16 protein-coding genes and 1 pseudogene are annotated in these 25,746 nt (G+C 39.4%); 13 read left to right on the top strand and 4 right to left on the bottom strand.

From position 1 onward, the window contains the following. The first annotated feature begins 64 nt into the window (after positions 1-64). The 13 genes from GO621_RS07650 to GO621_RS07590 all read left to right on the top strand — a co-directional run bounded on the left by GO621_RS07650 (position 65) and on the right by GO621_RS07590 (position 22,404). Positions 65-2,200 carry a hypothetical protein gene (locus tag GO621_RS07650; protein ID WP_157565725.1) on the top strand — a complete coding sequence of 712 codons (2,136 nt, stop codon included), beginning with the start codon at positions 65-67 and terminating at the stop codon, positions 2,198-2,200. Beyond that, a complete protein-coding gene (locus GO621_RS07645; RefSeq protein WP_157565724.1) occupies positions 2,157-2,420 on the top strand; it encodes a hypothetical protein in 264 nt (87 codons plus the stop codon). Before GO621_RS07650 ends, GO621_RS07645 begins: the two co-directional genes overlap by 44 nt. Positions 2,421-2,484: 64 nt before the next feature. Continuing rightward, positions 2,485-4,902, top strand: coding sequence for a PAS domain S-box protein (locus GO621_RS07640; protein WP_157565722.1), 2,418 nt, complete (start codon positions 2,485-2,487; stop codon positions 4,900-4,902). An 84-nt stretch (positions 4,903-4,986) separates the two neighbouring features. After that, positions 4,987-5,352, top strand: coding sequence for a response regulator (locus tag GO621_RS07635; RefSeq protein WP_157565720.1), 366 nt, complete (start codon positions 4,987-4,989; stop codon positions 5,350-5,352). A 200-nt stretch (positions 5,353-5,552) separates the two neighbouring features. After that, a complete protein-coding gene (locus tag GO621_RS07630) occupies positions 5,553-7,166 on the top strand; it encodes a DUF6377 domain-containing protein (protein ID WP_157565718.1) in 1,614 nt (537 codons plus the stop codon). A 474-nt stretch (positions 7,167-7,640) separates the two neighbouring features. Further along, positions 7,641-9,491, top strand: coding sequence for a glycoside hydrolase family 13 protein (locus tag GO621_RS07625; RefSeq protein WP_157565717.1), 1,851 nt, complete (start codon positions 7,641-7,643; stop codon positions 9,489-9,491). A 48-nt stretch (positions 9,492-9,539) separates the two neighbouring features. Beyond that, positions 9,540-10,895, top strand: a complete 1,356-nt coding sequence (locus GO621_RS07620) for an MFS transporter (RefSeq protein ID WP_157565715.1) — start codon at positions 9,540-9,542, stop codon at positions 10,893-10,895. An 895-nt stretch (positions 10,896-11,790) separates the two neighbouring features. Further along, the gene (locus tag GO621_RS07615) at positions 11,791-14,811 is read left to right on the top strand and encodes a SusC/RagA family TonB-linked outer membrane protein (protein WP_157565713.1); all 3,021 of its coding nucleotides are present in this window, start codon (positions 11,791-11,793) and stop codon (positions 14,809-14,811) included. 21 nt (positions 14,812-14,832) lie between these two features. Next, positions 14,833-16,428: a RagB/SusD family nutrient uptake outer membrane protein gene (locus GO621_RS07610; RefSeq protein ID WP_157565711.1), complete on the top strand. Its 1,596-nt coding sequence runs from the start codon at positions 14,833-14,835 to the stop codon at positions 16,426-16,428. 55 nt (positions 16,429-16,483) lie between these two features. Further along, positions 16,484-17,242 (top strand): SusE domain-containing protein, encoded by a 759-nt coding sequence (locus GO621_RS07605; protein ID WP_157565709.1) that lies wholly within the window; start codon positions 16,484-16,486, stop codon positions 17,240-17,242. Positions 17,243-17,332: 90 nt separating this feature from the next. Beyond that, positions 17,333-19,795, top strand: a complete 2,463-nt coding sequence (locus GO621_RS07600) for a glycoside hydrolase family 31 protein (protein WP_157565707.1) — start codon at positions 17,333-17,335, stop codon at positions 19,793-19,795. Positions 19,796-19,914: 119 nt separating this feature from the next. Then, entirely contained in the window at positions 19,915-21,804 is a 1,890-nt protein-coding gene (locus GO621_RS07595; protein ID WP_157565706.1) for an alpha-amylase family glycosyl hydrolase, read from the top strand. Positions 21,805-22,176: 372 nt separating this feature from the next. Beyond that, complete coding sequence (locus GO621_RS07590; RefSeq protein ID WP_157565704.1) at positions 22,177-22,404, top strand: hypothetical protein; 228 nt, start codon at positions 22,177-22,179, stop codon at positions 22,402-22,404. 561 nt (positions 22,405-22,965) lie between these two features. On the opposite strand, the gene GO621_RS07585 is transcribed toward GO621_RS07590, so the two are convergent. From GO621_RS07585 to GO621_RS18775, 4 genes and pseudogenes are all read right to left on the bottom strand, one after another. Next, a complete protein-coding gene (locus GO621_RS07585) occupies positions 22,966-23,346 on the bottom strand; it encodes a T9SS type A sorting domain-containing protein (RefSeq protein ID WP_157566078.1) in 381 nt (126 codons plus the stop codon). Positions 23,347-23,391: 45 nt separating this feature from the next. Further along, positions 23,392-23,619 (bottom strand): annotated as a pseudogene (locus GO621_RS07580) (hypothetical protein); the annotation flags it as partial. Further along, positions 23,620-25,188, bottom strand: a complete 1,569-nt coding sequence (locus GO621_RS07575; RefSeq protein ID WP_198170171.1) for a heparin lyase I family protein — start codon at positions 25,186-25,188, stop codon at positions 23,620-23,622. Positions 25,189-25,522: 334 nt separating this feature from the next. Further along, positions 25,523-25,746 (bottom strand): transposase (locus GO621_RS18775; RefSeq protein ID WP_232335608.1); only part of this gene is annotated, 224 nt, incomplete at its 5' end.

Below are 25,746 nucleotides of genomic sequence, written 5' to 3'. Positions count from 1 at the left end.
CAGGACGGTTTATCCTATCTTTAAAATTATAATTGCGTCCTCCGCTGATAAACCTTTTTTGATCATGAAATCTGTTCGTTTTATAACTTTCATAACCTTATTTATTTCTTTTTTTTCTGGCTTAGCACAAAAAATTGACCGAAAAGCGGTAGTTGGCCGGCATAATGTTATCGTTCATCAGGCAGATACTTTATCTTCTTTAACGGTTGGCAACGGCAAATTTGCTTTTACGGTTGATGCAACGGGCTTGCAAACTTTCCCGGAAGTTTATGCCAAAGGAGTTCCGCTCGGAACAGAATCTGAATGGGGCTGGCATAGTTTCCCGAACAAAGAAAATTACCGGTTTGAAAATTCCTTGAAAGAATATGATCTGGATGGAAAAAAGATCAAATACTCGGTGCAATGGCACGGGCCGGAAATCAACAAAGAATCGGCCGATTATTTTCGCATTAACCAGCACCGTTTGCAATTAGGTAATATTGGGTTGGATATTTATAAAAAAGATGGTTCGTTAATTTCGTTGGAAGATGTAAAAAACATCCATCAGGAACTTGATTTATGGAAAGGCGAGATCAGTAGCAAATTCACCATTGAAGGTGTTCCGGTAGAAGTAATTACCTGCGCCCATCAAACCAAAGACGAAATTGCGGCAAAAGTTACTTCGCCTTTAATTCAGGAAGGAAGGTTAGAATTGCGTATCCGTTTTCCTTATCCAACCGGCGCTTTTGCTGATTTTGGATCGAATTATAAAAACAATGAAAAGCACCAGTCGGCAATCATCCAAAACCAAAAAAACGGTGCTGTTTTTAAACATGTTTTAGATACAACAACTTACTATTTAACTGGTAAATGGAGTGATGCCATCGCCAAAAAAAAGCCCAGCCATTATTATACAATTTTACCTGATAAAAGAAGCAACACGTTTCAGTTCAGCTTTCTGTTTTCCCCAAAAATAAAAAATGTTCAGGCAGATGGTTTTGCGAAAACGGAAGCAAACAGTCAAAAACTATGGAACACTTTCTGGCAATCTGGCGCAGCAGTCGACTTTGCCGGAAGCACGGATAAAAGGGCTTTTGAACTGGAACGAAGAGTAGTTTTATCACAATATCTCGAAAAGGTACAATGCGCAGGAAACTTTCCGCCGCAGGAAACCGGTTTAACTTACAACAGTTGGTACGGCAAACCGCACATGGAAATGTTTTGGTGGCACGCCGCACATTATGCTTTCTGGAACCGGACGGATTTGCTGGAGAAAAGCATGAACTGGTATTTCACAGCTTACAAGGGCGCCAAAGACATTGCAAAACGGCAAGGTTTTAAAGGCGTACGCTGGCAGAAAATGACGGATAACGAAGGCCGGGAATCGCCTTCTTCTGTTGGTGCTTTATTGATCTGGCAGCAACCGCATTTAATTTATCTGGCAGAACTAATTTATCGTGATAAAAAGAGCATGGATGTTTTGAATAAATACAAAGAGCTGGTTTTTGCCACGGCAGATTTTATGGCTTCTTTTCCAACTTTCGATGCTCAAAATAATCGTTATAATCTGGGAAAAGGCATGATTCCAGCACAGGAATGTTTTAACGCGGTTGATACTTTCAACCCAACTTACGAATTAGCTTATTGGGACTGGGCACTGAACATAGCGCAACAATGGCGATTGCGATTAGGTTTACCGCGAAAAAAGGAATGGGATTTGGTGTTGAACAAACTGGCCAGGCTTCCGCAGAAAAATGGTGTTTATTTAGCTGCGGAAAGCGTGCCTGATTGTTATTCGCCGGATAGTAAATATCTCACTGATCATCCTGCCGTGCTGGCCGCTTTAAGTACCATTCCGCCAAGCCATCAGTTAGATACGGCAGTTATGCATACTACTTTTAACCTGGTAAAAAAAGCATGGCATTGGGAGCACACCTGGGGCTGGGACTTTCCGATGGTAGCCATGACGGCAACGCGCTTAAACGTACCGGAAGAAGCAATTGATGCGTTGTTTAAAAACGTAGAAACCAACACTTATTTGCAAAACGGACATAATTATCAGGACAAGCGTTTAACTATTTACCTGCCCGGAAACGGTGGTTTATTAGCTGCAGTTGCCATGATGTGTGCCGGCTGGGACGGCAAAAAAACCGAAAATCCCGGTTTTCCAAAAAACGGTGAATGGAAAGTTAGGTGGGAAGGTTTTAAGCCGATGCCGTAATGCTTCTTTTATCACACCAAAATACGAAGCTTTAGGAGCAGTGCGATGCTGTTTTTACCGGCAAAAATTAATGTTTGTATTTCTGTTAAATGCTAAAATCAGTAAAGGTTTAAGCGGCAAGGTTATTAAAAAGCAGGTGCTAAAAGAAGCATTGGTTTTAAAAGCAATAACCTTCTTTGTTGCTGCCTGTAATAAAAAACCAGTATTCTCTAACTATTAAAAAGAATTACGTGCAGCCAACAACATATTTATAAATCATTAGCACTTTTGCGTTTTTAATTGATATGCTTACAAATACAGATAAATTTCTGCAAGGCGGTGGTAAAATGGGAGAACTGATCCGTTCTACAAACTGGTCTCGAACTTCCTTAGGCGGACCTGCTGCCTGGCCAGACAGTTTAAAATCTGCGTTAAGTATTTGCCTTAATTCCGGTTTTCCAATTGCTATTTACTGGGGAGAAGACTTTACCTTGATTTATAATGATGCCTGGAGCGTTATTCCAGGCAACAAACATCCCTGGGCATTAGGTAAACCGGGGGCAGTAGTGTGGCCGGAAATTTGGGACGGTTTGGATGCCGAATTTAAAAACGTACTGGCAAACGGCGAGTCTATCCGTTCAGAAGATGCTTTACTTCCCATGAAACGCTACGGTTACACGGAAGAATGCTATTTTGATTACACTTTATCTCCCATTATAGCTGCTGATGGTAGCGTTGGCGGCGTATTTAATGCCGTGGTAGAAACTACTTACCGTGTAATTAATGAAAGGCGAAACCAAATATTACACCAGCTCTTGCAGTTAAATGCTGTACATACTTTTACGGAAGGGATTGAAACCGGAACGAAAATTCTGGAAACAGCTAAAAAAGACCTGCCGTTTTGCCTGCTTTTTACCGCCCCTGTTGATAGTAAGGATGAGGTTACTTTATCTGCTGCGGTAGGCATAGAATTAAAAGATGTGCAGGATATAACCTGGCCGCTGGAAAAAACAATCCGATCCGGAAAATCTGTACATATAAAAGATTTAACTGCTTATCTGCAAGCTCCTGTGGCTTCCTGCTGGCCGGAAAACTGTTTGGAAGCACTAATTGTACCCTTAAGCATCGGCGAAACAAAAATTACCGGTTGTTTGGTTGCAGGTATTTCTTCCCGGCGAAAATTAGACCACGAGTACCAGCATTTTATAGAATCTGTAGGTATTTATATCGGCACAGCCATTAGCAAAGGGTATAATTACATGCAGGAGCAGAAAAACCAGCACCGCATTTTAGAGAGCGAGAACCGTTTCCGAAGCATGATGGACCAGTCGCCAGTTGCAATGGTTGTTTTTCGGGGAGAAGAAATGAAGGTTTCTAAAGCCAATAAAACCATGTTGAATATGCTGGGTAAAACCGAAGCTGTTATCGGGAAAAAACTACTCGAAGTTATGCCCGAACTTGAAGGCCAGCCGCTCCTGGATATTTTATACAACGTTTACCATACTGGCCAGCCTTATTTCGGTTATGATATGCAAGTACAGTTAAACCGCAACGGTAATTTTGAAGAAGCTTATTTTGATTTTTCTTATTCGCCGCTATTGGAAGGAGGCAAAATTACGGGCGTATTAGAAGTAGCTACCGAGGTTACCGAAAGTGTTAAAGCAAGGCAAAAGCTATTCGAAAGTGAAGCCCTTTTCCGTGGCATTACTGCAGCATCGCCAACTGCTTTATGGATCACGGACGAATTTGGCAATATTTCTTACGTAAACGAAACCTGGATCAGGTGGACGGGCAAACCTTTGGAAAACCATTTGGGTGCAGGATGGCTGGATACCGTGCATGAGGAAGATGTAAAACATGCTTATGCGGCCTTTGCGGATGATTTTAAAAAACGCCGGTATCATGAAAATCAGTTCAGGGTTTTGCATACGAACGGCCAGGAGCGTTGGGTAGTTTGTACAGGTAACCCGCAGTACGACGAGGCACAGCGCTTTAAAGGTTTTATTGGCGCCTGCGTAGATACTACCGAGCAAAAGCAGTTGCAGCAGCAAAAAGATAATTTTTTAGGGATTGCCAGCCACGAACTTAAAACACCGGTAACCAGTATTAAAGCTTATGCACAGGTGCTTGAAATGATGTTTAGGCGGGATGGCGATACGAAAAAAGCAGATATGCTCGGGAAACTGGATAAACAGGTAAACCGATTGAACAATTTAATTGCAGACTTACTGGATGTAACCAAAATACATACCGGAAAAATGCAGTTTAATGTAACCGGTTTTGATTTTAACCAACTGGTAGAAGAGGTAATTGAAGATGTACAGCGTACTTCTTTCCGGCATAAAATTAAGAAGCAGCTTTACTTTCAGGGAATGGTTTTTGGTGATACAGACCGCATTAGCCAGGTAATAACCAATCTGCTTACCAATGCCATCAAGTATTCTCCTGATGCAAATGAAGTGATTGTTTGTACAGAACAAAAAGGTGCATTTGTAGAACTTTGCGTGCAGGATTTCGGGATCGGGATCAGTCAAGATAAAAAAGACAAAGTATTCGAGCAGTTTTATCGGGTAAGCGGAGCCAAAGAACATACTTTTCCGGGTTTGGGTTTAGGTTTATATATCTCTTGCGAGATTGTAAAACGTTTAAACGGAAAAATATGGGTAAATTCTATTGAAGGGAAAGGCTCTACTTTCTGTTTTTCGTTACCGTTGCCCCGTTAGTTTTAAAACATCCGGTTTATGTATTACTGGTAGAAAACAAAATAAAGGTTGTAGCACTTGTTACTTGATAATGCTACTTGTTAAATGAAAACCGCTTCTAAAAAAATTTTGATTGCCGATGATGACGCAGGTATTGTAGATTCTATTACCATGATGCTTGAAATGATGGATTATGACGTAGCCTACACATATGATGGCGCAACCGTAACCGAAGCTGTAAAAAATCATACGGATTTGATACTGCTGGATATTTGGATGTCTGGCCACGACGGCCGGGAAATTTGCAAACAGTTAAAAAGTAATGCAGTTACAAAAGATATTCCTGTACTTATGATCTCTGCCAGTCGTGATATTAAACAATCTGCCCTGGATGCCGGTGCGGATGACTTTTTAGAAAAGCCTTTTGAAATGGACGTGCTGCTTAACAAAGTTGACCGGTTGATACATTAACACCTTACCTTACCCCGCACGCAGTATAACATTATTGATTTTTATCCGGTAAAAGAAGCATTGGCCAATCTTCTGCTTTTTTAGCAGTTGCTGCTGCAATTTAACTTGAAGAAACCGTTTTATAGTAAAGCAGTTTTTTTCTTGTTGTCATATTTTCAATTTTAATATAGCTTAATTTGTTTTTGGTTAAAATATATCTGATGCGAAAGCTTATTTTTTCAATTTTGTTAACGGTAGTATCCTTTTCCGGGTTTGCAACTACTTCGGCACAAACAGATTTTGAAGAACTAAAACTGGAATTTAGTAAAAAGAAAGTTTACGATAGCCGGAAAGAAGCAACTATTCAAAAGCTGAGGCAAGAGCTTAAAAGCCCAAAGCTGGCCGGTCCTGAAAATCAGTTTAATCTTTGTGTGCAGCTATATAACCAGTACAAATCCTATCAGTATGATTCTGCTTATGTTTATGCCGGGAAGCTTCAAAGTTTAAGCGGGTTACTGCACGATCGAAACAAAGAATCATACAGCAAAGTAAAATTAGGTTTCATTTTGCTTTCGGCAGGAATGTTCAGGGAAACATTCGAAGTATTGAATGCCGTAAATGCCCGTACTTTAAGCGATAGTACCCGGGTTGAATTTTATGCTTTATTATCCCGTGCCAATTATGATATTGCTGCTTTTGACCGTGATCGGCATTATACACCTTATTATAATCAGTTAGCAAGCAAGTACCTGGATTCTGCAATTGCAATTAGCACACCTGGCTCTTATGAATGTAATTACTACGAAAGTTACCGACAATTTAAAAAGGGTAATTATAAGGCTGCAGAAGCCGGTTTTGTAAATCTTTTAAACCAGCATCGTTTAACACAGCACCAAATTGCTATTGTTGCTTCTACTTTAAGCAATGTTTATTTTGCTACCGACCAGCAGCAGCAGGGAATAAATATGTTGGTTAAAGCAGTAATTAATGATATTCAAACTTCCACCAAAGAAACGATAGCATTATTCTGGCTTTCGGAAAAGCTGTATCAAAACGGAGATGTTAAAAATGCTTACCAGTACATTCAACAAGCAATGGACGACGCCCAGTTTTACGGCGCACGACAACGCCAGGTACAAATCAGCAGCGTTTTGTCTATTATTGCCGCTCAGGACCTCAGTTTAACAGAAAAAGAAAAAATGCGTTTTCTGGTCTATTTGCTTTCTACCACGTTTTTAACTTTGTTAATTATCCTGGTATCTGTTAAATTGTTTAAGCAGCTTAAAGACCTTCGCATAAAAGAGAAAATTATAGCGGATAAAAACGCAGAACTGGAAATTATCAACCATAAATTAGTGGAAGATACGCATATTAAAGAAGAATACATCGGTTATTTTTTTGATTTGATATCCGGTTACATCCTTAAATTAGAAAAACTGAAACGTACAGTTGATATGAAGTTGTCGGTTAAAAAATACGATGATATTCCAGCCATTATCAATACTATCCAGATCAAAAAAGAACGGGAAATGCTTTTTCATACTTTCGATCAGGTTTTTCTTAAGATATTTCCCAACTTCATTACTTCTTTTAATGCCCTTTTTAAGAAGGAAGACCAGATATGGCCGAAAGAACATGAAGTGCTAACCACCGATCTTCGGATTTTTGCCTTGATCCGTTTAGGTATTTCTGATAACGAAACGATTGCAAAAATCCTGGAATATTCGGAAAAAACCATCTACGTATATAAAATGCGGATGAAAGCAAAATCATTGGTCCATGGCGAACAGTTTGAGCAGCGCATTATGGCCATTAAAGCAGTTGATGCCGATTAAGCTTCTGCAATATTTTAAGCTTCTGTTGCCTTAATATTTCCTCTGGTAAAAAATGCTTCCCTTTTTAGTGGTTTAACTGCAAATAGTTGTGGTTATGCTTCTTTTATCAACTAAAAATCCGGGAAAAGCTTTAAATTCTTTGATGGTTATTTTTATATAACTTATTGAAGATAAATCCTTTATTTTAAAAAAGCCTGATATTTTTTTTAATTGCTTTTTAAATCTTAGGTATTGGTTTTCAGACTGCTTTTCTTTGTTAAACGTTAAAAACACAAGCAAGTTTAGTTGCAGGTTGAGCAACATAAAGCAGTGTTTTTATCCGCAAACCAATTATAAAATTTAGCCAAAGTAGGGCTAAGCATATTATTTAACCAGTTGCTGTTTTTACAGGATATTTTTGTTTTTAATCCTGGTTAAGATAAAATTGGTATTGATAGCAGATACGATAACCGTGTTTTAAAAAAGTACATCTAAATGAAATTTAAATTAATCGTTACGTTTTTTTTTGTTTTTCTGGGAAGTAGCCTTTTTGCTCAAATACCCGGTTTAGAACGTGTAGAACCAGCTTTTTGGTGGGTAGGAATGAAGGACCCGAAACTGCAATTGCTAATACATGGAAACAACATAGCCGCAAGCAGTGTAAAACTGAACTATCCGGGTGTAAAACTTACAGAAGTGCATAAAGTTGAAAACCCAAACTATTTGTTTCTTGATCTGGAGATTGCACCCTCAGCTAAACCAGGTAGTTTTCCAATCGTGTTTTCGGCTTCCGGACAACAAAACCTACAGTTTAAATATGAGCTGAAAGCCCGCAACCTTGCAGCTAACCGTGCACAAGGCGTTACCAGTAAAGATTTGATTTATCTTTTGATGCCCGACAGGTTTTCGAACGGAGATAAAAGCAACGATGTAGTGAAAGGCATGGAGGAAACTACGTTAAACCGCGATTCTATTTACCAGCGGCACGGTGGCGATATTCAGGGCTTAATGAACCATTTGGGTTATCTGAAAGATTTAGGCGTAACCGCTGTTTGGATGACACCGGAAATAGAAAACAATCAGCCGCATGCTTCTTATCACGGTTATGCCGTTACCGATTATTATAAGATCGATCCCCGTTTCGGCACCAACGAATTGTATAAAGCTTATGTAGAAAAATGCCATGCGATGGGATTAAAAGTGATTAAAGATTTAGTCCATAATCATATCGGAACAGAATCATGGCTGATTAAAGACATGCCAATGAAAGATTGGGTACATCAATGGCCAAAATATACCAATTCCAATTTTCGTGATGCTGCCGTAATGGACCCGCATGCTTCTTTTATCGATAAAAAAATTATGCTGGATGGCTGGTTTGATCATAGTATGGCCGATATGAACGAGAGTAATCCGTACGTTCAAAATTACCTCACCCAAAACCACATCTGGTGGGTAGAATATACTGGTTTGGATGGGTTTCGTTTAGATACTTATCCTTATAATGATGCCGCTTACATGGCAGATTGGGCAAAAAAAGTTAAAGCTGAGTTTCCGCATTTCTCTATTTATGGCGAAACGCTGGTTTGGTCGGTAGCAAACCAAGCTTATTTTACACAGGGAAATACGGTAAACCGTGGTTTTGATACACAACTGCCGGGTGTTACAGACGGACAAATAAAAGATGCCATAAACGAAGCATTAAACGGAAAAAATGGTTGGACGGACGGCGTCAACCGTTTGTACTCCATTGTAGCACAGGATTTTTTATACCAGGATGCAACCCGGAATGTGATTTTTCTGGATAATCATGATATGAGCCGGTTTTACTCGGTTGTAGGAGAAGATTTTAACAAGTACAAAGCCGGAATGGCGCTTCTGCTAACCATGCGCGGCATTCCGCAGATGTATTATGGTGATGAGATTTTAATGAAGAATTTTTCCAACCCTGACGGTTTGGTCCGTTTGGATTTTCCGGGAGGATGGCCGGGCGATCAGGTAAACAAGTTTACGGCTGCCGACCGTACAGAAAAAGAAAACGAAGCATTTAATTATGTACAAAAACTGGCCAATTACCGAAAAAACTCAACAGCCTTGCAAACCGGAAAGCTGATGCAGTACATCCCGCAAAACAGTGTTTACGTGTACTTTCGCTACGACCGGCAAAAAACGGTTATGGTTGTTTACAATAGTAACGAAACACCATCTGCAATTACTACTGACCGTTTTACAGAACGGACTGCAGGATTTACAAAAGCTTTAAATGTAATGACAGGTGAGCAGCTTAACTCCATCAGTAATTTAGGTTTGCCTGCAAAATCAGTTACCATACTCGAGCTGAAGTGAGAGGCAGCCCGATGTTTAAACTAAACCTACCAATTATATAACCGGTTTATGAAAGAAGTTTTAGAACGGCCACGGCTAAGCTTTTGGCAGATTTTTAACATGAATTTTGGTTTTTTGGGGATCCAGTTTGGTTTTGCCCTGCAAAACGGAAATGCTTCCCGCATCTTACAAACCTTTGGTGCCGATGTAGAGCATTTATCGCTTTTCTGGCTGGCAGCGCCGCTAACCGGAATGATTGTACAGCCAATTATCGGGCATTACAGCGACCGGACCTGGACAAAGTTAGGCCGGCGGAAACCTTATTTTTTAACTGGAGGGTTGCTTGCTGCATCAGCTTCGGTTTTTTTGCCCAATGCTTCTTTTATGGCCTATTTTTTACCACCGATATTGGTAGGGGCCGGCATGCTGATGATTATGGATGCCTCAATCAATGTGGCCATGGAACCTTTCCGTGCTTTAATTGCAGATAAACTGCCGGATAGCCAGCGCGGAATGGGCTTTTCGGTGCAAACCTTTTTAATTGGTATTGGCGCGGTAGCAGGTTCCTGGCTGCCCTATATTTTCTCTGAATACTTAGGCATTTCTAAAACTGCTGATCAAAATCATATTCCAGATAATGTTCTTTTTTCCTTTTATACAGGTGCAGTAGTTTTAATGGTCTGCCTTTTATGGACTATTGTTACCACCACAGAATATCCGCCGGAAGAACATACTGCTTTTCACGGAGAAGAATCCAAAGCAGAAACAGGTGGTATTTTAACCATTTTCCAGGATTTCCTGAGTATGCCCCAAACCATGCGCCAGTTAGGTTTAGTGCAGTTTTTTTCCTGGTTCGCCTTATTTTCCATGTGGGTTTTTGCCGCGCCAGCTATTGCACAACAAATTTACCATGTTGCGCCAACTGATACTTCATCAGAAGCGTTTGCAAATTCCGGTAATTGGGTTGGTATATTGTTCGGGATTTACAATGGTATTTCTGCTATTTATGCCTTGTTTCTTCCGGCTATTGCACGTGCAACTAACCGGAAGGTTACCCATGCTTTTTCTTTAATGGCAGGCGGAGCAGGTTTAATCTCCATCTTTTTTATTCAGGACCCTAAGGTGCTCATTATTTCTATGATTGGCATTGGCCTTGCCTGGGGAAGTATCCTGGCTATGCCCTATGCTATTTTATCCGGCTCCATTCCTTCTCAAAAAATGGGGGTATATATGGGGATTTTCAATTTCTTCATCACTTTACCGCAAATTATTAATGGCTTGTTTGGCGGATTAATTGTAAAAGACATTTTTGGAGGGCATGCTATTTATGCTATTGTGCTTGCCGGTGTTTTTATGTTATGCGCAGCAGTTTCTGTACTGTTTATTCATGATGAAAGAGACATCAATTTTGCCCCGGAACAGTAATATAGAAGAAGGGCCAGCTTTATTTATGATAAAATATTATAGAATAATAATAAATATTCTAAAACCTTTTTATTGCTTTTTATATGGATGCCGCTTATTTCGTTTAAAGCAGTATTACATGGCCATCATTTTTCAGGATTTTTCCTGTTGATAACGGGAAAGATTTAGGCGTGAATTATAACAAAAACTTTTATAGGAAGATACCGATAACAGCAAATTAACTAATCAGGCAATACATATTTTAAATGCTCTTTTTACCCTTAAAAATCGGCATTAAACCTTAAATTTTTAAGGGGCTTTAAATTAATAACTATTTGTTTTTTAGGGATTTAAGATTAAAATAGTTTATATTTTTTTTAATGCTTCTTTAAAACTTAGCTAATGATTTTAATACTGCTTTTCTTTGTTGAGATTAAAAACAAAGGTTTTGTTTGTTATAGGTCGTTTAGCAGAACATTAGCGTTTTTTTGATCCATTAAACCAATTATAAAAAGCCGGTAAACAATTCAGGCTAATAGAATATAGATAACCAATTGCTGTTTTTATAGACTAAGTTTTTTGTAATAAAAAGAAGCTATCAGAGCTTATTGAAAATTTCGGGTTTAAATAAATTTAATTACAGTATGTACACTGATAAAAAGGTGATGATATAAGAGTGTAATTATTAATATAAGTTTTTGAATTTATTGTATTATAAAAATAAAAAAGATGATACTACATCCAACTTAAATGTTCTAAAATACTGCCGTGCTTCTTTTATGCACTAAAAATAGATGTTATTAAGCCAAAAGGAAACCTATTAATTTAATCAGAATTATAAACCAATTATAAACGGATCAAACAAGTTCATATTTAATAACAGTGCTTCTTTTACCAGTAAAAATTATATAAATCAATGAGAAAACTATATTTAAAAAAGTATGTGCTTTTAAGTACATTTCTAATGCTTTCCGTCTGGTCGTTTGCACAAACCGGAAGTATTTCGGGAAAGGTACTGGACGAGAAAAACCTATCATTACCAGGTGCAAGTGTAACCGTTGATGGTACCACTTTAGGTGCTACAACGGATATTGATGGTAATTTTAGGATTACCGGTGTAAAACCCGGGACTTATGGAGTAACGGCCAATTTTGTTGGTTATAACGCCATTAAAAAAACAATAACCGTTAGTAGTGGAAATGTTCAGGTTAATTTCCAGATGCAGCCTACGGCACAATCGCTCAACGAAGTGGTTGTTATTGGTTACGGTACACAAACCCGTAAAGAAGTTACCGGCGCAATTTCTACTGTTTCTGCGAGAGATTTCCAGCAGGGCGCCACCACTTCTCCCGGCGAATTGATCCAGGGAAAAGTTTCCGGTGTTTCTGTTACTACCAATAGTGGCCAGCCTGGTGCCGGTACAACTATCCGTATCCGCCAGGGCGCATCTTTAAATGCCAGCAATGATCCTTTAATTGTGATCGATGGCGTGCCACTTGCCCCAAACCGAAACCCGGATGGTACATCCACTATTTCTGGTGTTGCCGATCCTTTAAGTCTGATCAATCCAAATGATATTGAAACGTTTACGGTGTTAAAAGATGCTGCATCCACAGCAATTTATGGTTCAAGGGCATCCAATGGCGTTATTTTAATTACCACTAAAAAAGGTACTGCAGGCAAGCCGGTAATCAATTTTTCTACTAAAAACTCTTTATCCACCAAAGAAGGTGAACTAAGTGTTTTATCTGCTGATGAGATTCGTACTTATGTAAAAGCTTATGATGCTGCTAATGGTACCAACAGAACAGCCATGCTTGGCACTGCAAATACCAACTGGCAAAACGCAATTTATCAAACTGCCCTTACTTCTGATAATAATTTAAGCATCTCCGGAACAACCAAAAATATTCCATACCGGGTTTCTGTAGGTTACCTGGACGAAACGGGTATATTAAAAACTGATCATTTACAACGCCCTACTGTTGCAATAAGGTTAAGTCCTAAATTATTGCATGATGATTTAAAGCTTGATTTTAACGTTAACGGCACTTATGCTAAAAGTCGTTTTGCTAACCAAGGCGCTATCGGGGCTTCTGCAAGCTTTGACCCTACACAACCCATATATGTTGCAGGTTCTCCCTGGAACGGTTATTATGAGTGGTATAATACGCCTGGTGTAGCTTCAACCGGCATTAACCCAAATGCTTCCCGTAACCCTGTTGGTGTTTTAGAAGATTACCACAGCAATGGCGATACTTACAGAAGTTTTGGCAATTTTACTGCAGATTACCGCTTTCCGTTTTTAAAAGCTTTGCGTGCTAATTTAAATTTAGGTTATGATGCTTCAAAAGGCGGCGGCAGTACTTTTATACCTGCAAACGCAGCGCAGTCTTATAGTACTTTAGGTTCCAGCTCTGAGTATCACCAAAATATTATCAATACTACAGGCGAATTTTACCTGAACTATAACAGTGATATTAAAGCTTTAAACAGTAACATCAATGCAACAGCAGGTTATGGTTATTATGATTTCCTAACCACAACCTTCAATTATCCTACTTATAGTGCAAACGGAACACTCATTGCAGGTTCAACACCAACTTATCCTTTCGATAAGCCACGGTCTACGTTAATATCTTACTACAGCCGTTTAATCTATACGTTTAATACCAAGTATATTTTTGCAGGATCATTGCGTACAGACGGTTCTTCTAAATTTTCCCCTGATAACCGCTGGGGCGTTTTCCCGTCTGCTGCTTTTACCTGGAGAATGAGTGATGAGAACTTTCTGAAAGATGCAAAGGCCTTATCAGACCTGAAATTACGTTTAAGCTATGGTGTTACTGGCCAGCAGGCCGGTATTGGTAATTACGGGTATCTGCCAACTTATTATAACAGTGTAACAGCATCACAATATCAGTTCGGCAACACGTTCTATAATATGTATGCGCCATCGGCATATAATTCAACCTTAAAATGGGAAACTACTGAAGCTTATAATGCCGGTTTTGACTTTGGTTTCTTTAATCAACGGATTAGTGGTGCAATCGATGCTTATTACAAAAAAACAAGAGATCTGCTGTCCAGTATCCCTGTTCCTGCCGGTACTAATTTTTCTAATATTTTAACCTATAACGTAGGGAATATGAAAAATTCGGGCGTCGAATTTAGTATCAGGGCAATAGCTGCAAAAACGAAAGATATTACCTGGAATATTAATTATAACATTGCTTATAATTATAACGAGATAACCAATTTATCGGCAACAAAAGGTACCAGTGTAGGAAACGTAGCTAATACAACTTATCCTATTTCCGGGGCTACCGGAACTTATATTGAATACAATACTGTTGGTTATTCGCCAAATGCCTTTTTAGTTTACAAACAGGTATATGATGCAAATGGTAAACCTTTACAAGGTGTTTTCCAGGACCTGAACGGTGATGGCGTAATTAACTCAGCAGACCTTTATCATTATAAAAACCCTTATCCTAAAGTATTAATGGGCTTTAGTACAGATGTGTCTTATAAAAAATGGACTGTAAGCACTGTTTTGCGCGCGAGCTTAGGTAATTATATTTATAACAATACTGCGGCAAATTTAGGTACGCAAAATACTATTATCAGTACAGCAGGTTTAATTAATAATGGCAGTTCAGATATTTACAACACTGGTTTTACAAACAGTCAGTACTTATCCGATTACTATGTTCAAAACGCATCTTTCCTTAGAATGGACAATGCAGGGCTTGCCTATAATTTCGGAAACATATTCCACAATAACCGCTTAAACCTGCGTTTAAATGCTAACGTTCAAAATGTATTTGTAATTACTAAGTATCAGGGCCTTGACCCTGAGGTTTATAACGGTATTGATAACAATTTTTATCAGCGCCCAAGAACATATACTTTAGGCTTAAACCTTGGTTTTTAAGATTGCGTAAGTAAATAAGATATGAAAAAGAACTTATTAAAATATACAACCATAATAGCTTTAATAGCTGTTAGTTTGGTTTCCTGTCAAAAGGACCTGAACCGGGTTCCGACCAATACCACCACCGCCGATGTTCTTTACAGTACACCTGCAGGTTATAAAGAATCGCTGGCAAAAGTATATGGTGCTTTTGCTTTAACCGGCAGCAATGGCAATGCCAGCTCTGATTTAGGCGGGATAGATGCCGGAACTTCTGATTTTCTGCGTTTATGGTGGAGCGCCCAGGAGTGGCCAACAGAAGAAGCCGTTTGTGCCTGGAATGATGTTGGCGTTCCAGATTTTCATAACATGACCTGGGCCGCAAGTAATACTTTGTTAAATGGTTTGTACAACCGGTCAATCTATCAGATTACCGTTGCCAATGCTTTTATCCGCGAATCAACAGATGATAAATTAGCAAGCCGTGGTATTACTGGTACAGATGCAACTAATGTTCGTTATTATAGGGCAGAAGCCCGTTTTTTAAGGGCTTTCCAGTATTGGGTTTTGATGGATTTATTTGGTAACCCTCCTTACGTGGATGAAACCACGCCAATTGGAAAATACTATCCGGCACAAATCTCTCGTGCAAAGCTGTTTGCTTACATAGAATCTGAACTGAAAGCGATTGACCCGTTACTGGTTGCACCAAAACAAAATGAATATGGCCGTGCAGATGAGGCAGCAGACTGGGCATTGTTAGCACGGATGTACCTCAATTCAGAAGTTTACCTGGGAACAGGAAACGGAAGATATACGGATGCCATTACTTATGCTTCTAAAGTAATCAGTGCCGGTTATTCTTTATCATCCAGTTATGCAAACCTGTTTTTAGCTGATAATAACACTAATTCTGCTACATCAGAAAATATCTTAACCATCAATTATGATGGTGTTAACACACAAAATTACGGTGGTACTACTTATATTATCAATGCTTCTATAAACGGGGCAATGGGGCCGTCAAATTATGGTGTTCCTAATGGAGGCTGGGGCGGTAACCGTAGTACAGCAAATTTACCTGCCTTATTCTCCGATCCTTCAGGAAAAACAGATAAACGTGCTATGTTTTATGGAACAAACACAGTAATGAACGATGAAACTGATTTTACACAAGGTTTAGCTGTAGTAAAATTTAAAAACCTAACATCTACCGGTACAACTGCAGCTTCATCCAACGGTACTTTCTGTTCAACTGATTTTCCTTTGTTTCGTTTAGGAGAAATGTATTTAGTTTATGCAGAAGCAGTTTTACGCGGCGGTACCGGCGGCAGTACAGGTACTGCTTTACAATACGTAAACCTATTACGCACCCGTGCGTATAGCAACGCAACTGGTAATTTAACCAGTTTGGCTTTAAGTGATATTTTACCTGAAAGAGGGCGGGAATTGTACTGGGAAGGTTTTCGGCGGACAGATTTAATCCGTTTTGGAATGTTTACCTCAAGTACTTACTTATGGCCATGGAAAGGCGGAATTAAAGACGGGAAAGGTGTTGAGTCTTTCCGCACTTTGTATCCGATCCCTACAAGTGATATTACCAATAATCCTAATCTAACTCAAAATACAGGTTATTAAAATTGTACCCCCGGCTTGTAAATTCAAGTCGGAGGTTACTCAGCATACACTCGTTATGAAAAAAATATTAATCTCCTTTCTTGCTTTAAGCAGTGTTCTATTAATGCTGTTTTCATCCTGCAAAAAAGATGAAACAAAGATAGTTGCAGCTATTGGTACTGCCGGTACGCTTACAGCATCAACAACAACCCCGGCATTGTCTCTGGCCACCTCATCCAATACGGCAGTTACTTTCAGCTTCGCTGCTACGCCGGTTACTGGTTATCAGGCAGGTATTACCTATACACTACAAATGGATAAAGCAGGTAATAATTTTGCTTCTGCACGCGAAATATCAGCAACAACACCTTCAACAGCAGTAACGGTTGGCGCATTAAATACGGTTCTGTTAAATTTAGGTTTACCTACGGGCACTTCCTCACAGATACAGGTACGTACTAAATCTGTTATTGCAGCTAACGAAACACCGGTTTATTCTAATGCGGTTACCTTAACCGTTACGCCTTATTCTTTAACTTCTTATGTTTACGTGCCAGGCGGTTATCAGGGATGGGACCCAACCTCGGCCACTGTACCAAGTCTCGCTTCGCCATCAAGCAATGGCATTTATGACGGTACTGTTGTTGTTCCGGCTACTACAACAGATTTTGGCTTTAAAATTACACCCGCTAAATCATGGAATGTTAGCTACGGTAGTGGTAGCGGCAGCGGTACTTTAAGCACTACTGGTGGTAATTTAACTTTCCCGAGTGCCGGCACTTTTAAGCTCCATGTAGATATGAATGCCTTAACCTACACTTTAACAAAGCAATAAGCTTATCAATAAATGCAATCAGCGAAAGTCACTTTCTTTAGTGATCTTTCTCTGATTGCTCTCGTATTTTATCTCTTTAATAAGCATTGCATGAAATTTGTACCAAAAGCTTTTCTTGTTCTATTATCAGCGGCATTTTCTAATTTTTCCGTTTTTGCCCAGAATCCTACGGTAAAAGCAGCAGGCAACGTTACCAATGTTAACATCAGCGGGCAGCAAATCAAAATAACAACCCAGTATGCGCAGGCAGAAATAACGGTTTATTCGCCTTCAATTATTCGTGTAAGATTAGACAAAGCAGCCCTGCAGCCAGATTTTTCTTATGCTGTTATTGCGCAGCCTCAAACAACAAAAGTTAACATCACGCAGAACGCGGCGCAGGTTACCATCATAACAGATTCTGTTAAAGCCATTATCGGCAAAGCCCCTTTTAGCGTATCTTTTTTTACCCTGGATGGCAAATCCATCAACGAAGAAGAAAAAGGATTGAACACTTCCTGGGTAAACGAATCGGTTACGGCTTACCGGAAAATGCAGAAAGACGAGCGTTTTATAGGTTTGGGTGAGAAAACCGGCCCGCTGGACAGGGCAGGAAACGGTTACACTAATTGGAATACAGATAACTTTGGTTATGCTGTAGGCCAGGACCCGCTTTATTCCACTATCCCTTTTTACATCGGCATCCACGATAACCTCACCTACGGAATCTTCTTGGATAACACTTACCAGAGCGACTTCAACTTCGGCGCCAGTAACAACCGTTTTTCGTCTTTTGGGGCGAGGGGCGGAGAGATGAACTACTATTTCATTTACCACAAAAATGTTGCTGACCTAATTTCTTCCTATACAATGTTAACCGGCCGGATGAAAATGCCGCCGCTGTGGAGCCTGGGCTATCAGCAAAACCGCTACAGTTATTACCCGGAAACAGAAGTTTACCGTATTGCACAAACACTTCGCGAAAAGAAAATCCCTGCCGATGGTATTACTTTAGATATCCATTACATGGACAAGTACAAGGTTTTTACCTGGGACAAACAGCGTTTCCCTGACCCGAAAGGCATGACAGACAAACTCAAGCAAATGGGCTTTAAGATCACCGTTATTGTTGACCCGGGCGTAAAAGAGGAAAAAGGCTACGGCGTTTACGAGCGCGGCCTGGCAGAAAATATCTTTGTTAAATATCCCGACAGCACGAACTACACCGGGCAGGTTTGGCCGGGCTGGTGCAACTTCCCTGATTTTACCAACCCGAAGGGAAGGGCATGGTGGGGAAAGGAAATTAACCAGTATGCACAGGACGGCGTGAGCGGCATCTGGAACGATATGAACGAGATTGCCACCTGGGGACAGAAGATGCCCGATAACATCCTGTTTAATTACGATGGCCGGATTGCTTCCCACCTTAAAACCCGCGATGTTTATGCGCTGCAAATGGCAAGGGCAAGTTATGAAGGCGCGCGCAATACCATGAACAAAAGGCCGTTTGTTCTGACCCGTTCTGGCTATGCAGGTTTGCAAAGATATACTGCGATCTGGACGGGTGATAACCGGTCTGAAGATGACCACATGATCGCCGGCGTTCGGCTGTTAAACAGTTTAGGTTTAAGCGGCGTTGCTTTTACCGGGATGGATATCGGCGGTTTTACCGGAAACCCAACTTCTGCTTTATATGCGCGATGGATCCAAATTGGTGCTTTTTGTCCTTATTTCCGAAACCATACGGCGGTTAATACCAAATCTTCCGAGCCATGGACTTTCGGTGAAGAAGTGATGGAAATTTCCCGGAACTACATCAACCTTCGTTATAAACTGTTGCCTTATTTGTATTCCACTTTTTACGAAGCCACCCAAAACGGACATCCGGTAAACCGTTCACTGTCCATTGATTATACTTTCGACCCTAAAATTTACGATACACAATTTCAAAACCAGTATTTATTCGGCAGCGCTTTTTTAGTTGCGCCTTTCGAGAGTACAAAAGAGTTTGGCAAAGTATATTTTCCCAAAGGCAAATGGTACGATCTGTATTCTGATAACGTACAAAACGGAAATCAGGAAAAGATCATCCAGCTTTCCCTGCAAAAGTTGCCGGTTTATGTAAAAGAAAGCAGCATTGTCCCGATGCAGTCCTTGGTACAAACAACCGCGCAAAAACCAACTGATACTTTGGTAGTCCATATTTACAAAGGCGACATCAATAACCATTTTGTTTATTATGAAGATGACGGTGAAAGCTTTGGCAACGAAAGCGGCAACTTCTACAAAAGAAACATCGAATTTTTACCTGGTAAAAGAAGCATCGTGTTTGAAAAAGCAGAAGGACAATTCCAATCCAAATTCAATACCATAAAAGTAATATTGCATGGTTTTGATGCTACATCAACTTTAAAAGTTAACGGTTCATTATCTAAACTAAAAAGTGAATATGTTTCTTTTTTAACACCGGTTTCTACTTTTGATCCGCAAGGGTTTGCAAATGTTGCCGAAGGGCACGACAGCAAAAGTATCACCTTTAAAAACGACAACAGCAGGATTACAATTGGTTTTTAAGCAAAAGAAGCAACCTGGTAAACCTTCTAAAGCAGATGCTTCTTTTACCACTAAAAAAATGGTAAGCACAAGTATAGCAAACAAATAACCGGTTTTTAAACATTAAACTACATGGTATCATGAACAAAAACTTTAGCCTGACGCTAATCAGTTTTTTGCTTTTCCTGAATGTGGCCTGTAAGAAAAATTCGGCTGCAAGAGAAGTTTCCGCTCCAGCTACAACCATTTCCACCGGAATCCCTTCTGCAGCAGGCGATGGCGTTACTTTTATCAACTCAGGTAAATCAGCTATTTTTAATTTATATGCACCTGGTAAAACTTCGGTAAGTGTTATTGGCGAGTTTAATAACTGGCAGCCAACGGCCATGGTTAAAACCACGGATGGCAACCGCTGGTGGGTCCAGATTAATAACCTGGACCCGGCAAAAGAATATGCTTACCAGTATTTTATTGATAATTCTATAAAAGTTGCCGATCCTTATACCGAAAAAGTTTTGGACCCAGACAACGATAAATACATCACAGCAGATACTTATCCTAACTTAAAAGCTTATCCAGCAGGTGCAACAACCGGAATAGTAAGTACCATGTTTTATGCACAGCCTTCATACACCTGGCAAAATACTTCTTTTACCCGTCCGGATCCTAAAAACCTGGTAGTTTATGAGTTGCATGTTCGTGATTTTGTTGCTGCGCATAACTATCAAACCGTAAAAGATTCGCTTACTTACCTGGCAAACCTGGGTGTGAATGCCATAGAACTGATGCCGGTAAACGAGTTTGAAGGCAATTCTTCCTGGGGCTACAATACCAATTTTGGTTTTGCCTTGGATAAATATTATGGCACTAAAAACGCATACAAAGCTTTTGTTGATGCCTGCCATGCAAAAGGCATTGCTGTAATACAGGATATTGTTTTGGAAGATCAGTTTGGTTCATCGCCAATGGTGCAAATGTATGCTACATCTTCCGGTTCGCCTTCGGTAAGTAACCCCTGGTTTGATGCACAGAACATGCACCCTTATGCGGTTGGCTATCAGTTAAACCATCAGAGTGCGGCAACGCAGTATTATACTAAAAATGTGATGAAGTATTGGATACAGGAATATCATATTGATGGTTTCCGTTTTGATCAATCCAAAGGGTTTACCCAAACTAATTCTACAACCGATGCTGCCTGGTCTGCTTATGATGCAAGCCGGGTTGCCTTGTGGAAAACCTATAACAGTTATATGAAAAGCCTCGATCCCGGTGTTTATGTGGTCCTGGAACATTTTGCGGTTAACCAGGAAGAAGCAGAATTAGCTGCCCAGGGAATGATGCCCTGGGCCAATGCAAACTACAATGCCAACCAGGCCACAATGGGTTATAATACCGATTGGAATTTTCAATGGATATTTTACGATCAGCATGGTTTTGCTAACGACAACGCCATGGGTTATTTTGAAAGCCATGACGAGGAACGCTTGCAGTTTAAGAACGGATCTTACGGTAACAGTTCCGGAAGTTATAATGTTAAAACGTTGGCAACAGGTTTAGCACGGGAAGAGATGGCGGCAGCATTTTTATTTTCGGCCCCGAGGCCAAAAATGTTATGGCAGTTTGGTGAATTAGGATATGATATCAGCATTGATCAAAATGGCAGGACAGGGGAAAAACCAATTCACTGGGATTACCTGAACGATGCGAACAGAAAACATTTACATGATGTTTATGCCATGATGATTAAAATGAAAACTAAGAATGCTGTTTTTACCACCACAAATTTTAAGTACGATCTGGCCAATGCTATTAAAACAGTTCAGCTAAACGGTACGGATGGCGTTCATGTAGAAGTAGTTGGTAATTTTGATGTGGTTGCACAAACCGGCAACATTAGTTTTCCGGCTGTTGGCACCTGGTACGATAACATCAGCGGCAAGAGCATTAGTGTAACTTCGCTTCCATATTCCATGGTTTTGGCCCCGGGAGAATACCATGTTTACAGCAATAGTGCTTTAAAGCAGTAGGTTTAATCAAGGTATTTAAAAGGGTTTCAATCCTGATCACCTAAACACAGTTTAGCTTATTACAAGCTGATACCTCAAATGCTTCTTTTAGCACCTAAAAATTTGCTTGCTAAAAGAAGCATTTGAGGTATGGGTGCAGCAACGATTTTAAAATAAGAACTGTGGATTGCCGTTCCCCAAATTGTAGAAAGCCCTGCATCAAAATTTCCTCATCCGTTTAAAAAAAGAATTTTTTACGCGGGAAGCTTGTAAAACTAAAGTGTCAAAGAAGCATTTAGCGCCTAACAATTAGCTTTGATCTGCAAAAACCAAATTGTTAAAGGCAATAGCAAAGCTGGTATTAAATATGTACTGCTTGTTTTAAAAAAGCAAATGGAAGCATATTTTACCAGCCCTACACTTGGCCGCGTTTATGGTACTGTAATAACAGAAAACCATGAAATATACAATTTTATAGGACGAAATGTGCTGATTAATATAACACTTTGCAGGCAGCTAACAGGCTGGGTTTGCCAGAAAGACCAATGGCTGCACGACTTCCAGATTGCTGAAATTGGACTGCAAATTGATACGGTGGAAAAATGGCTTTCTGCGCAATAAGGATTCTATTTTACCTGCAATATTAATTTATAATCGATAAAAGAACCATTGTAGTTGCTGCAACACAAGCGGAACTAACCTATTCGGCATAATTGCTTTTCCACAAAATCCCGTTCTTGCTGTTGTACTTTTCCGGATAGCCTTTGTTGTACAAACCATGTTAGGGAAATGCGTAAACAAGTTTTAGGATCTGTATTGATTACTTCCTTTTTAGCTTCGGGCACATTAAATAAATAAGGCTGAGCAGCAAATTGCGATTTCTCATTTTTTGGGCACCGGGCTTAATTCCATTAAGTTATTAAAATAAGTATGTTGGTTGAAGATTGATTAGGTTCAACCCAATATAAACTCTTTATAATAAATTTTACGTAGCTGGTGTTTTAAAAGTTAGCCTTATAGAAAGTTACTTGATTGTTGGAGGGAAGATGGCTTTTGATACTTCGTTTTATGCCATTAAAAACAGTATCGTTTCTATAGGAAATTAATAACAATAAAATCTTAATCAAAAAACTTACTGATTTATTTGATGGTTATGCATTGCAAGAACTGCTGCTATCTTTACTATTTTACTACAACAATTTTCTTAGTAAAACTATTTTTACCACTTATTAAATTGATAATATAAACACCGTTCTTTAAAGTTTCTGCATTTAATATAAAACTCTTTTTAACGTTTGCTTCGGTTGGTCCGGTAAATAGTTTACTAATAAATTGGCCTTTTGTGTTAATTAATGCAATGTCCGTTTGCCCTGCTTCGGTTAATGTAAATTCTACATTTGTTTGGTTGGAAACAGGATTAGGATAAATGTACAACCCTGCTTTCACTGTTGCAGGATCATTTAATGTTATTGTACTTCCAATCATACTGGCAGCAAGAGAAGATGTGCTGAGTTGTTGAGAAATATAAGGCGCTAAATGGCTCCCTGCTATCGGCGTTTCCATCGTTCCATCCGGTAGTTGCCATTGTACGGAAAGGTTATCGCCGCCGCCGCCTTCTTTTTGTAAGGCCTCTACATAATATTTCTTTCCTGCCTGTAACGTAATTGAAATTGATTTTTGTGAAGGATATTTACCCCATTCCCGGTAATTTGTCCAGCCGTCAACATTGGCAATCCTGATTTTATTAACAGGCTGGTCATCGGTAGAAAGCCAAAGTTCGCCAGCATCATCGGTTGCAAGCCAGAAAGTATAACTTCCGGTTTGAAGAGGACAAATTTATCCCCGAACTCTTGAAGCATAATTATCTGCTATGTTTAATGACCCTTCAAAAGAAGTTAACTGACTGGTTGAAGAAGGTGTTGTTGTAAGCGGGATATCTGATATGCTTGTTCCGCCTACATTATCCCATTCTTCCCGTAAAATGGTACCAGTTGCCGAACAGGTAGCAGCACTTGAAACCGTAAAGCTTTGTATAACGCCTGTAGCAGCATTGTAAACAGAATTCCCCGCTTGTGAAGCTTCTACAATTACACTACCCTCACCGGTAAGCGTAACAGTACTGTCGGAAATGGTAGCCGGACCAGAAATAACACTAAAACTCACGGCAAGGCCGGATGAAGCAGTAGCGCTTAATGTAAAAGGCGTATCAGAGGTCGTTTTAGAAGGAAGCGCTGCAAAAGTAATCGTCTGATTTATTAAAGCAGTTGTATCTACATAAGGCGAAAGATGGCTTCCTGCAATCGGTGTTTCCATACTTGCGTCGGGTAGTTGCCATTGTACCGAAAGGTTATCGCCGCCGCCCCCTTCTTTTTGCAAGGCTTCTATGTAATATTTTTTTCCTGCCTGTAGGGTAATTGCAGCAGATTTTTGTGAAGAATATTTACCCCATTCCCGATAATTAGTCCAGCCATCAACATTTGCAATCCGAACTTTATTAGCTGTGGTACTATCAGTTGAAAGCCATAGCTCACCTGCATCATCTGTTGCAAGCCAGAAAGTATAGTTGCCGGGTTGAGGCGGGCAGATATAACCCTGAATTCGTGAACCGTAATTATCTGCTATGTTTAATGGTCCTTCAAAAGAAGTTAACTGACTGGTTGAAGAGGGTGTTATTGTAAGCGGAATGTCTGATATGCTTGTACCGCCTACGTTGTCCCACTGTTCTCTTTTTATAGAACCTGTAATATAAGGCTTAGTTAGCGTTCCGGGAAAAACATCACAGTAGGTAGCTTTTTCATTACCTATTCTGACTTCATCTATGTAAAGTAGTCTTTCTGTAGTAACAGAATTACTTGGACCCTCCCAATCCCATTTATAAATACCACATTTAAAGTAAGGATACAATTTATCATTATAACTATTTGGCTTATTTAACCTGCTATACACAAGTTTACCATTCTTCCATAATTCTAATATACCGGTGTTATTATAAGCCCATTTAATATGAAATATAAAATCAGTCCAGGTATTTTTTGTTACTAACCCTAAATCTATCCTTTCAAAAGCAAAATTACCTTGTACTGTAACGGCGTTACTATCCGTTCTCATATCAAGAATATAATGATCGTTAAGAATACCTAATAACAGTGGTGGACTTCTCCAATCTTCACCTAAATTAAAGTCAGGATAAGCTTGAAATTGCATAATGCCCTCTTCAGAGAAATCTTTTGCAAAAGCATTTGGTAAAAAAATTGAAAATCCTGCCCATTGTTCCGGTAAGGATTTTTTGGGGTCTGTACCAAATTCCGCCCTATAACCATCAAATTTTCTTAAATCAACTTGTAAGGATTTGCCTCCGGCTCTTTGTGTAAAGTTCGAAACAGTAGCTGAATAGGGTTGGATCATATTGTTTTCAAACCAGATACCTATATCATTATCAAATGTTTGTTCAAGAATTAAGTTGTGCCTTTGTGCTCTTAAATTTAAACATGAAAGCAACAGTATAAATATTATTAATTTTTTCATTTAATCTTATTGTCTTGTAAGTGTACGTAAGTCATCCTAAATTGCTTTTTTTATACGTTCTTCATTTACTACTGTTATATTATTAATATATTATTAAAAAAAATCATTACTGAGGAAAACTAGTAAGGAATATGAATACATTATCAACTTTTTTAAACTACTGTAAATAATGAAATATTGTTTTATCTAAGTATGTTGTCAAAAATATGTTTAATTAATTTTGCTGTTTTGAGAAGTTAATTTTCAGGTTTTTTCCTATTGCAGCCAGTAGGAGATTTGTAGAATAAAACAATTGCTGTTCATTCAGGTAATCTTCAGGCCTTAACCATCTTGCTTTTATTTCTTTCCATAGTCTTTCTATAATGTTTAAATGTGGGCTGTAGGGAGGCAAAAAGAAAATAAACAGCCCTCTTTCTGCCCACATTTTTTGCATCTGTT

The sequence above is a fragment of the Mucilaginibacter arboris genome (assembly GCF_009754915.1).
GTDB classification, from domain to species: domain Bacteria; phylum Bacteroidota; class Bacteroidia; order Sphingobacteriales; family Sphingobacteriaceae; genus Mucilaginibacter_A; species Mucilaginibacter_A arboris.
Note: the sequence above shows the minus strand (reverse complement) of the source record. Positions and strands in the feature narration are given on the sequence as shown.

Bases quoted from the DNA above. Each gene is read 5' to 3' on its own strand.
- GO621_RS07610 (WP_157565711.1), top strand. From the start codon at position 14,833: ATGAAAAAGAACTTATTAAAATATACAACCATAATAGCTTTAATAGCT.
- GO621_RS07650 (WP_157565725.1), top strand. From the start codon at position 65: ATGAAATCTGTTCGTTTTATAACTTTCATAACCTTATTTATTTCTTTT.
- GO621_RS07615 (WP_157565713.1), top strand. From the start codon at position 11,791: ATGAGAAAACTATATTTAAAAAAGTATGTGCTTTTAAGTACATTTCTA.
- GO621_RS07635 (WP_157565720.1), top strand. From the start codon at position 4,987: ATGAAAACCGCTTCTAAAAAAATTTTGATTGCCGATGATGACGCAGGT.
- GO621_RS07575 (WP_198170171.1), bottom strand. From the start codon at position 25,188: ATGATCCAACCCTATTCAGCTACTGTTTCGAACTTTACACAAAGAGCC.
- GO621_RS07640 (WP_157565722.1), top strand. From the start codon at position 2,485: ATGCTTACAAATACAGATAAATTTCTGCAAGGCGGTGGTAAAATGGGA.
- GO621_RS07625 (WP_157565717.1), top strand. From the start codon at position 7,641: ATGAAATTTAAATTAATCGTTACGTTTTTTTTTGTTTTTCTGGGAAGT.
- GO621_RS07605 (WP_157565709.1), top strand. From the start codon at position 16,484: ATGAAAAAAATATTAATCTCCTTTCTTGCTTTAAGCAGTGTTCTATTA.
- GO621_RS07585 (WP_157566078.1), bottom strand. From the start codon at position 23,346: ATGGAAACGCCGATAGCAGGGAGCCATTTAGCGCCTTATATTTCTCAA.
- GO621_RS07590 (WP_157565704.1), top strand. From the start codon at position 22,177: ATGGAAGCATATTTTACCAGCCCTACACTTGGCCGCGTTTATGGTACT.
- GO621_RS07630 (WP_157565718.1), top strand. From the start codon at position 5,553: ATGCGAAAGCTTATTTTTTCAATTTTGTTAACGGTAGTATCCTTTTCC.
- GO621_RS07600 (WP_157565707.1), top strand. From the start codon at position 17,333: ATGAAATTTGTACCAAAAGCTTTTCTTGTTCTATTATCAGCGGCATTT.
- GO621_RS07620 (WP_157565715.1), top strand. From the start codon at position 9,540: ATGAAAGAAGTTTTAGAACGGCCACGGCTAAGCTTTTGGCAGATTTTT.
- GO621_RS07595 (WP_157565706.1), top strand. From the start codon at position 19,915: ATGAACAAAAACTTTAGCCTGACGCTAATCAGTTTTTTGCTTTTCCTG.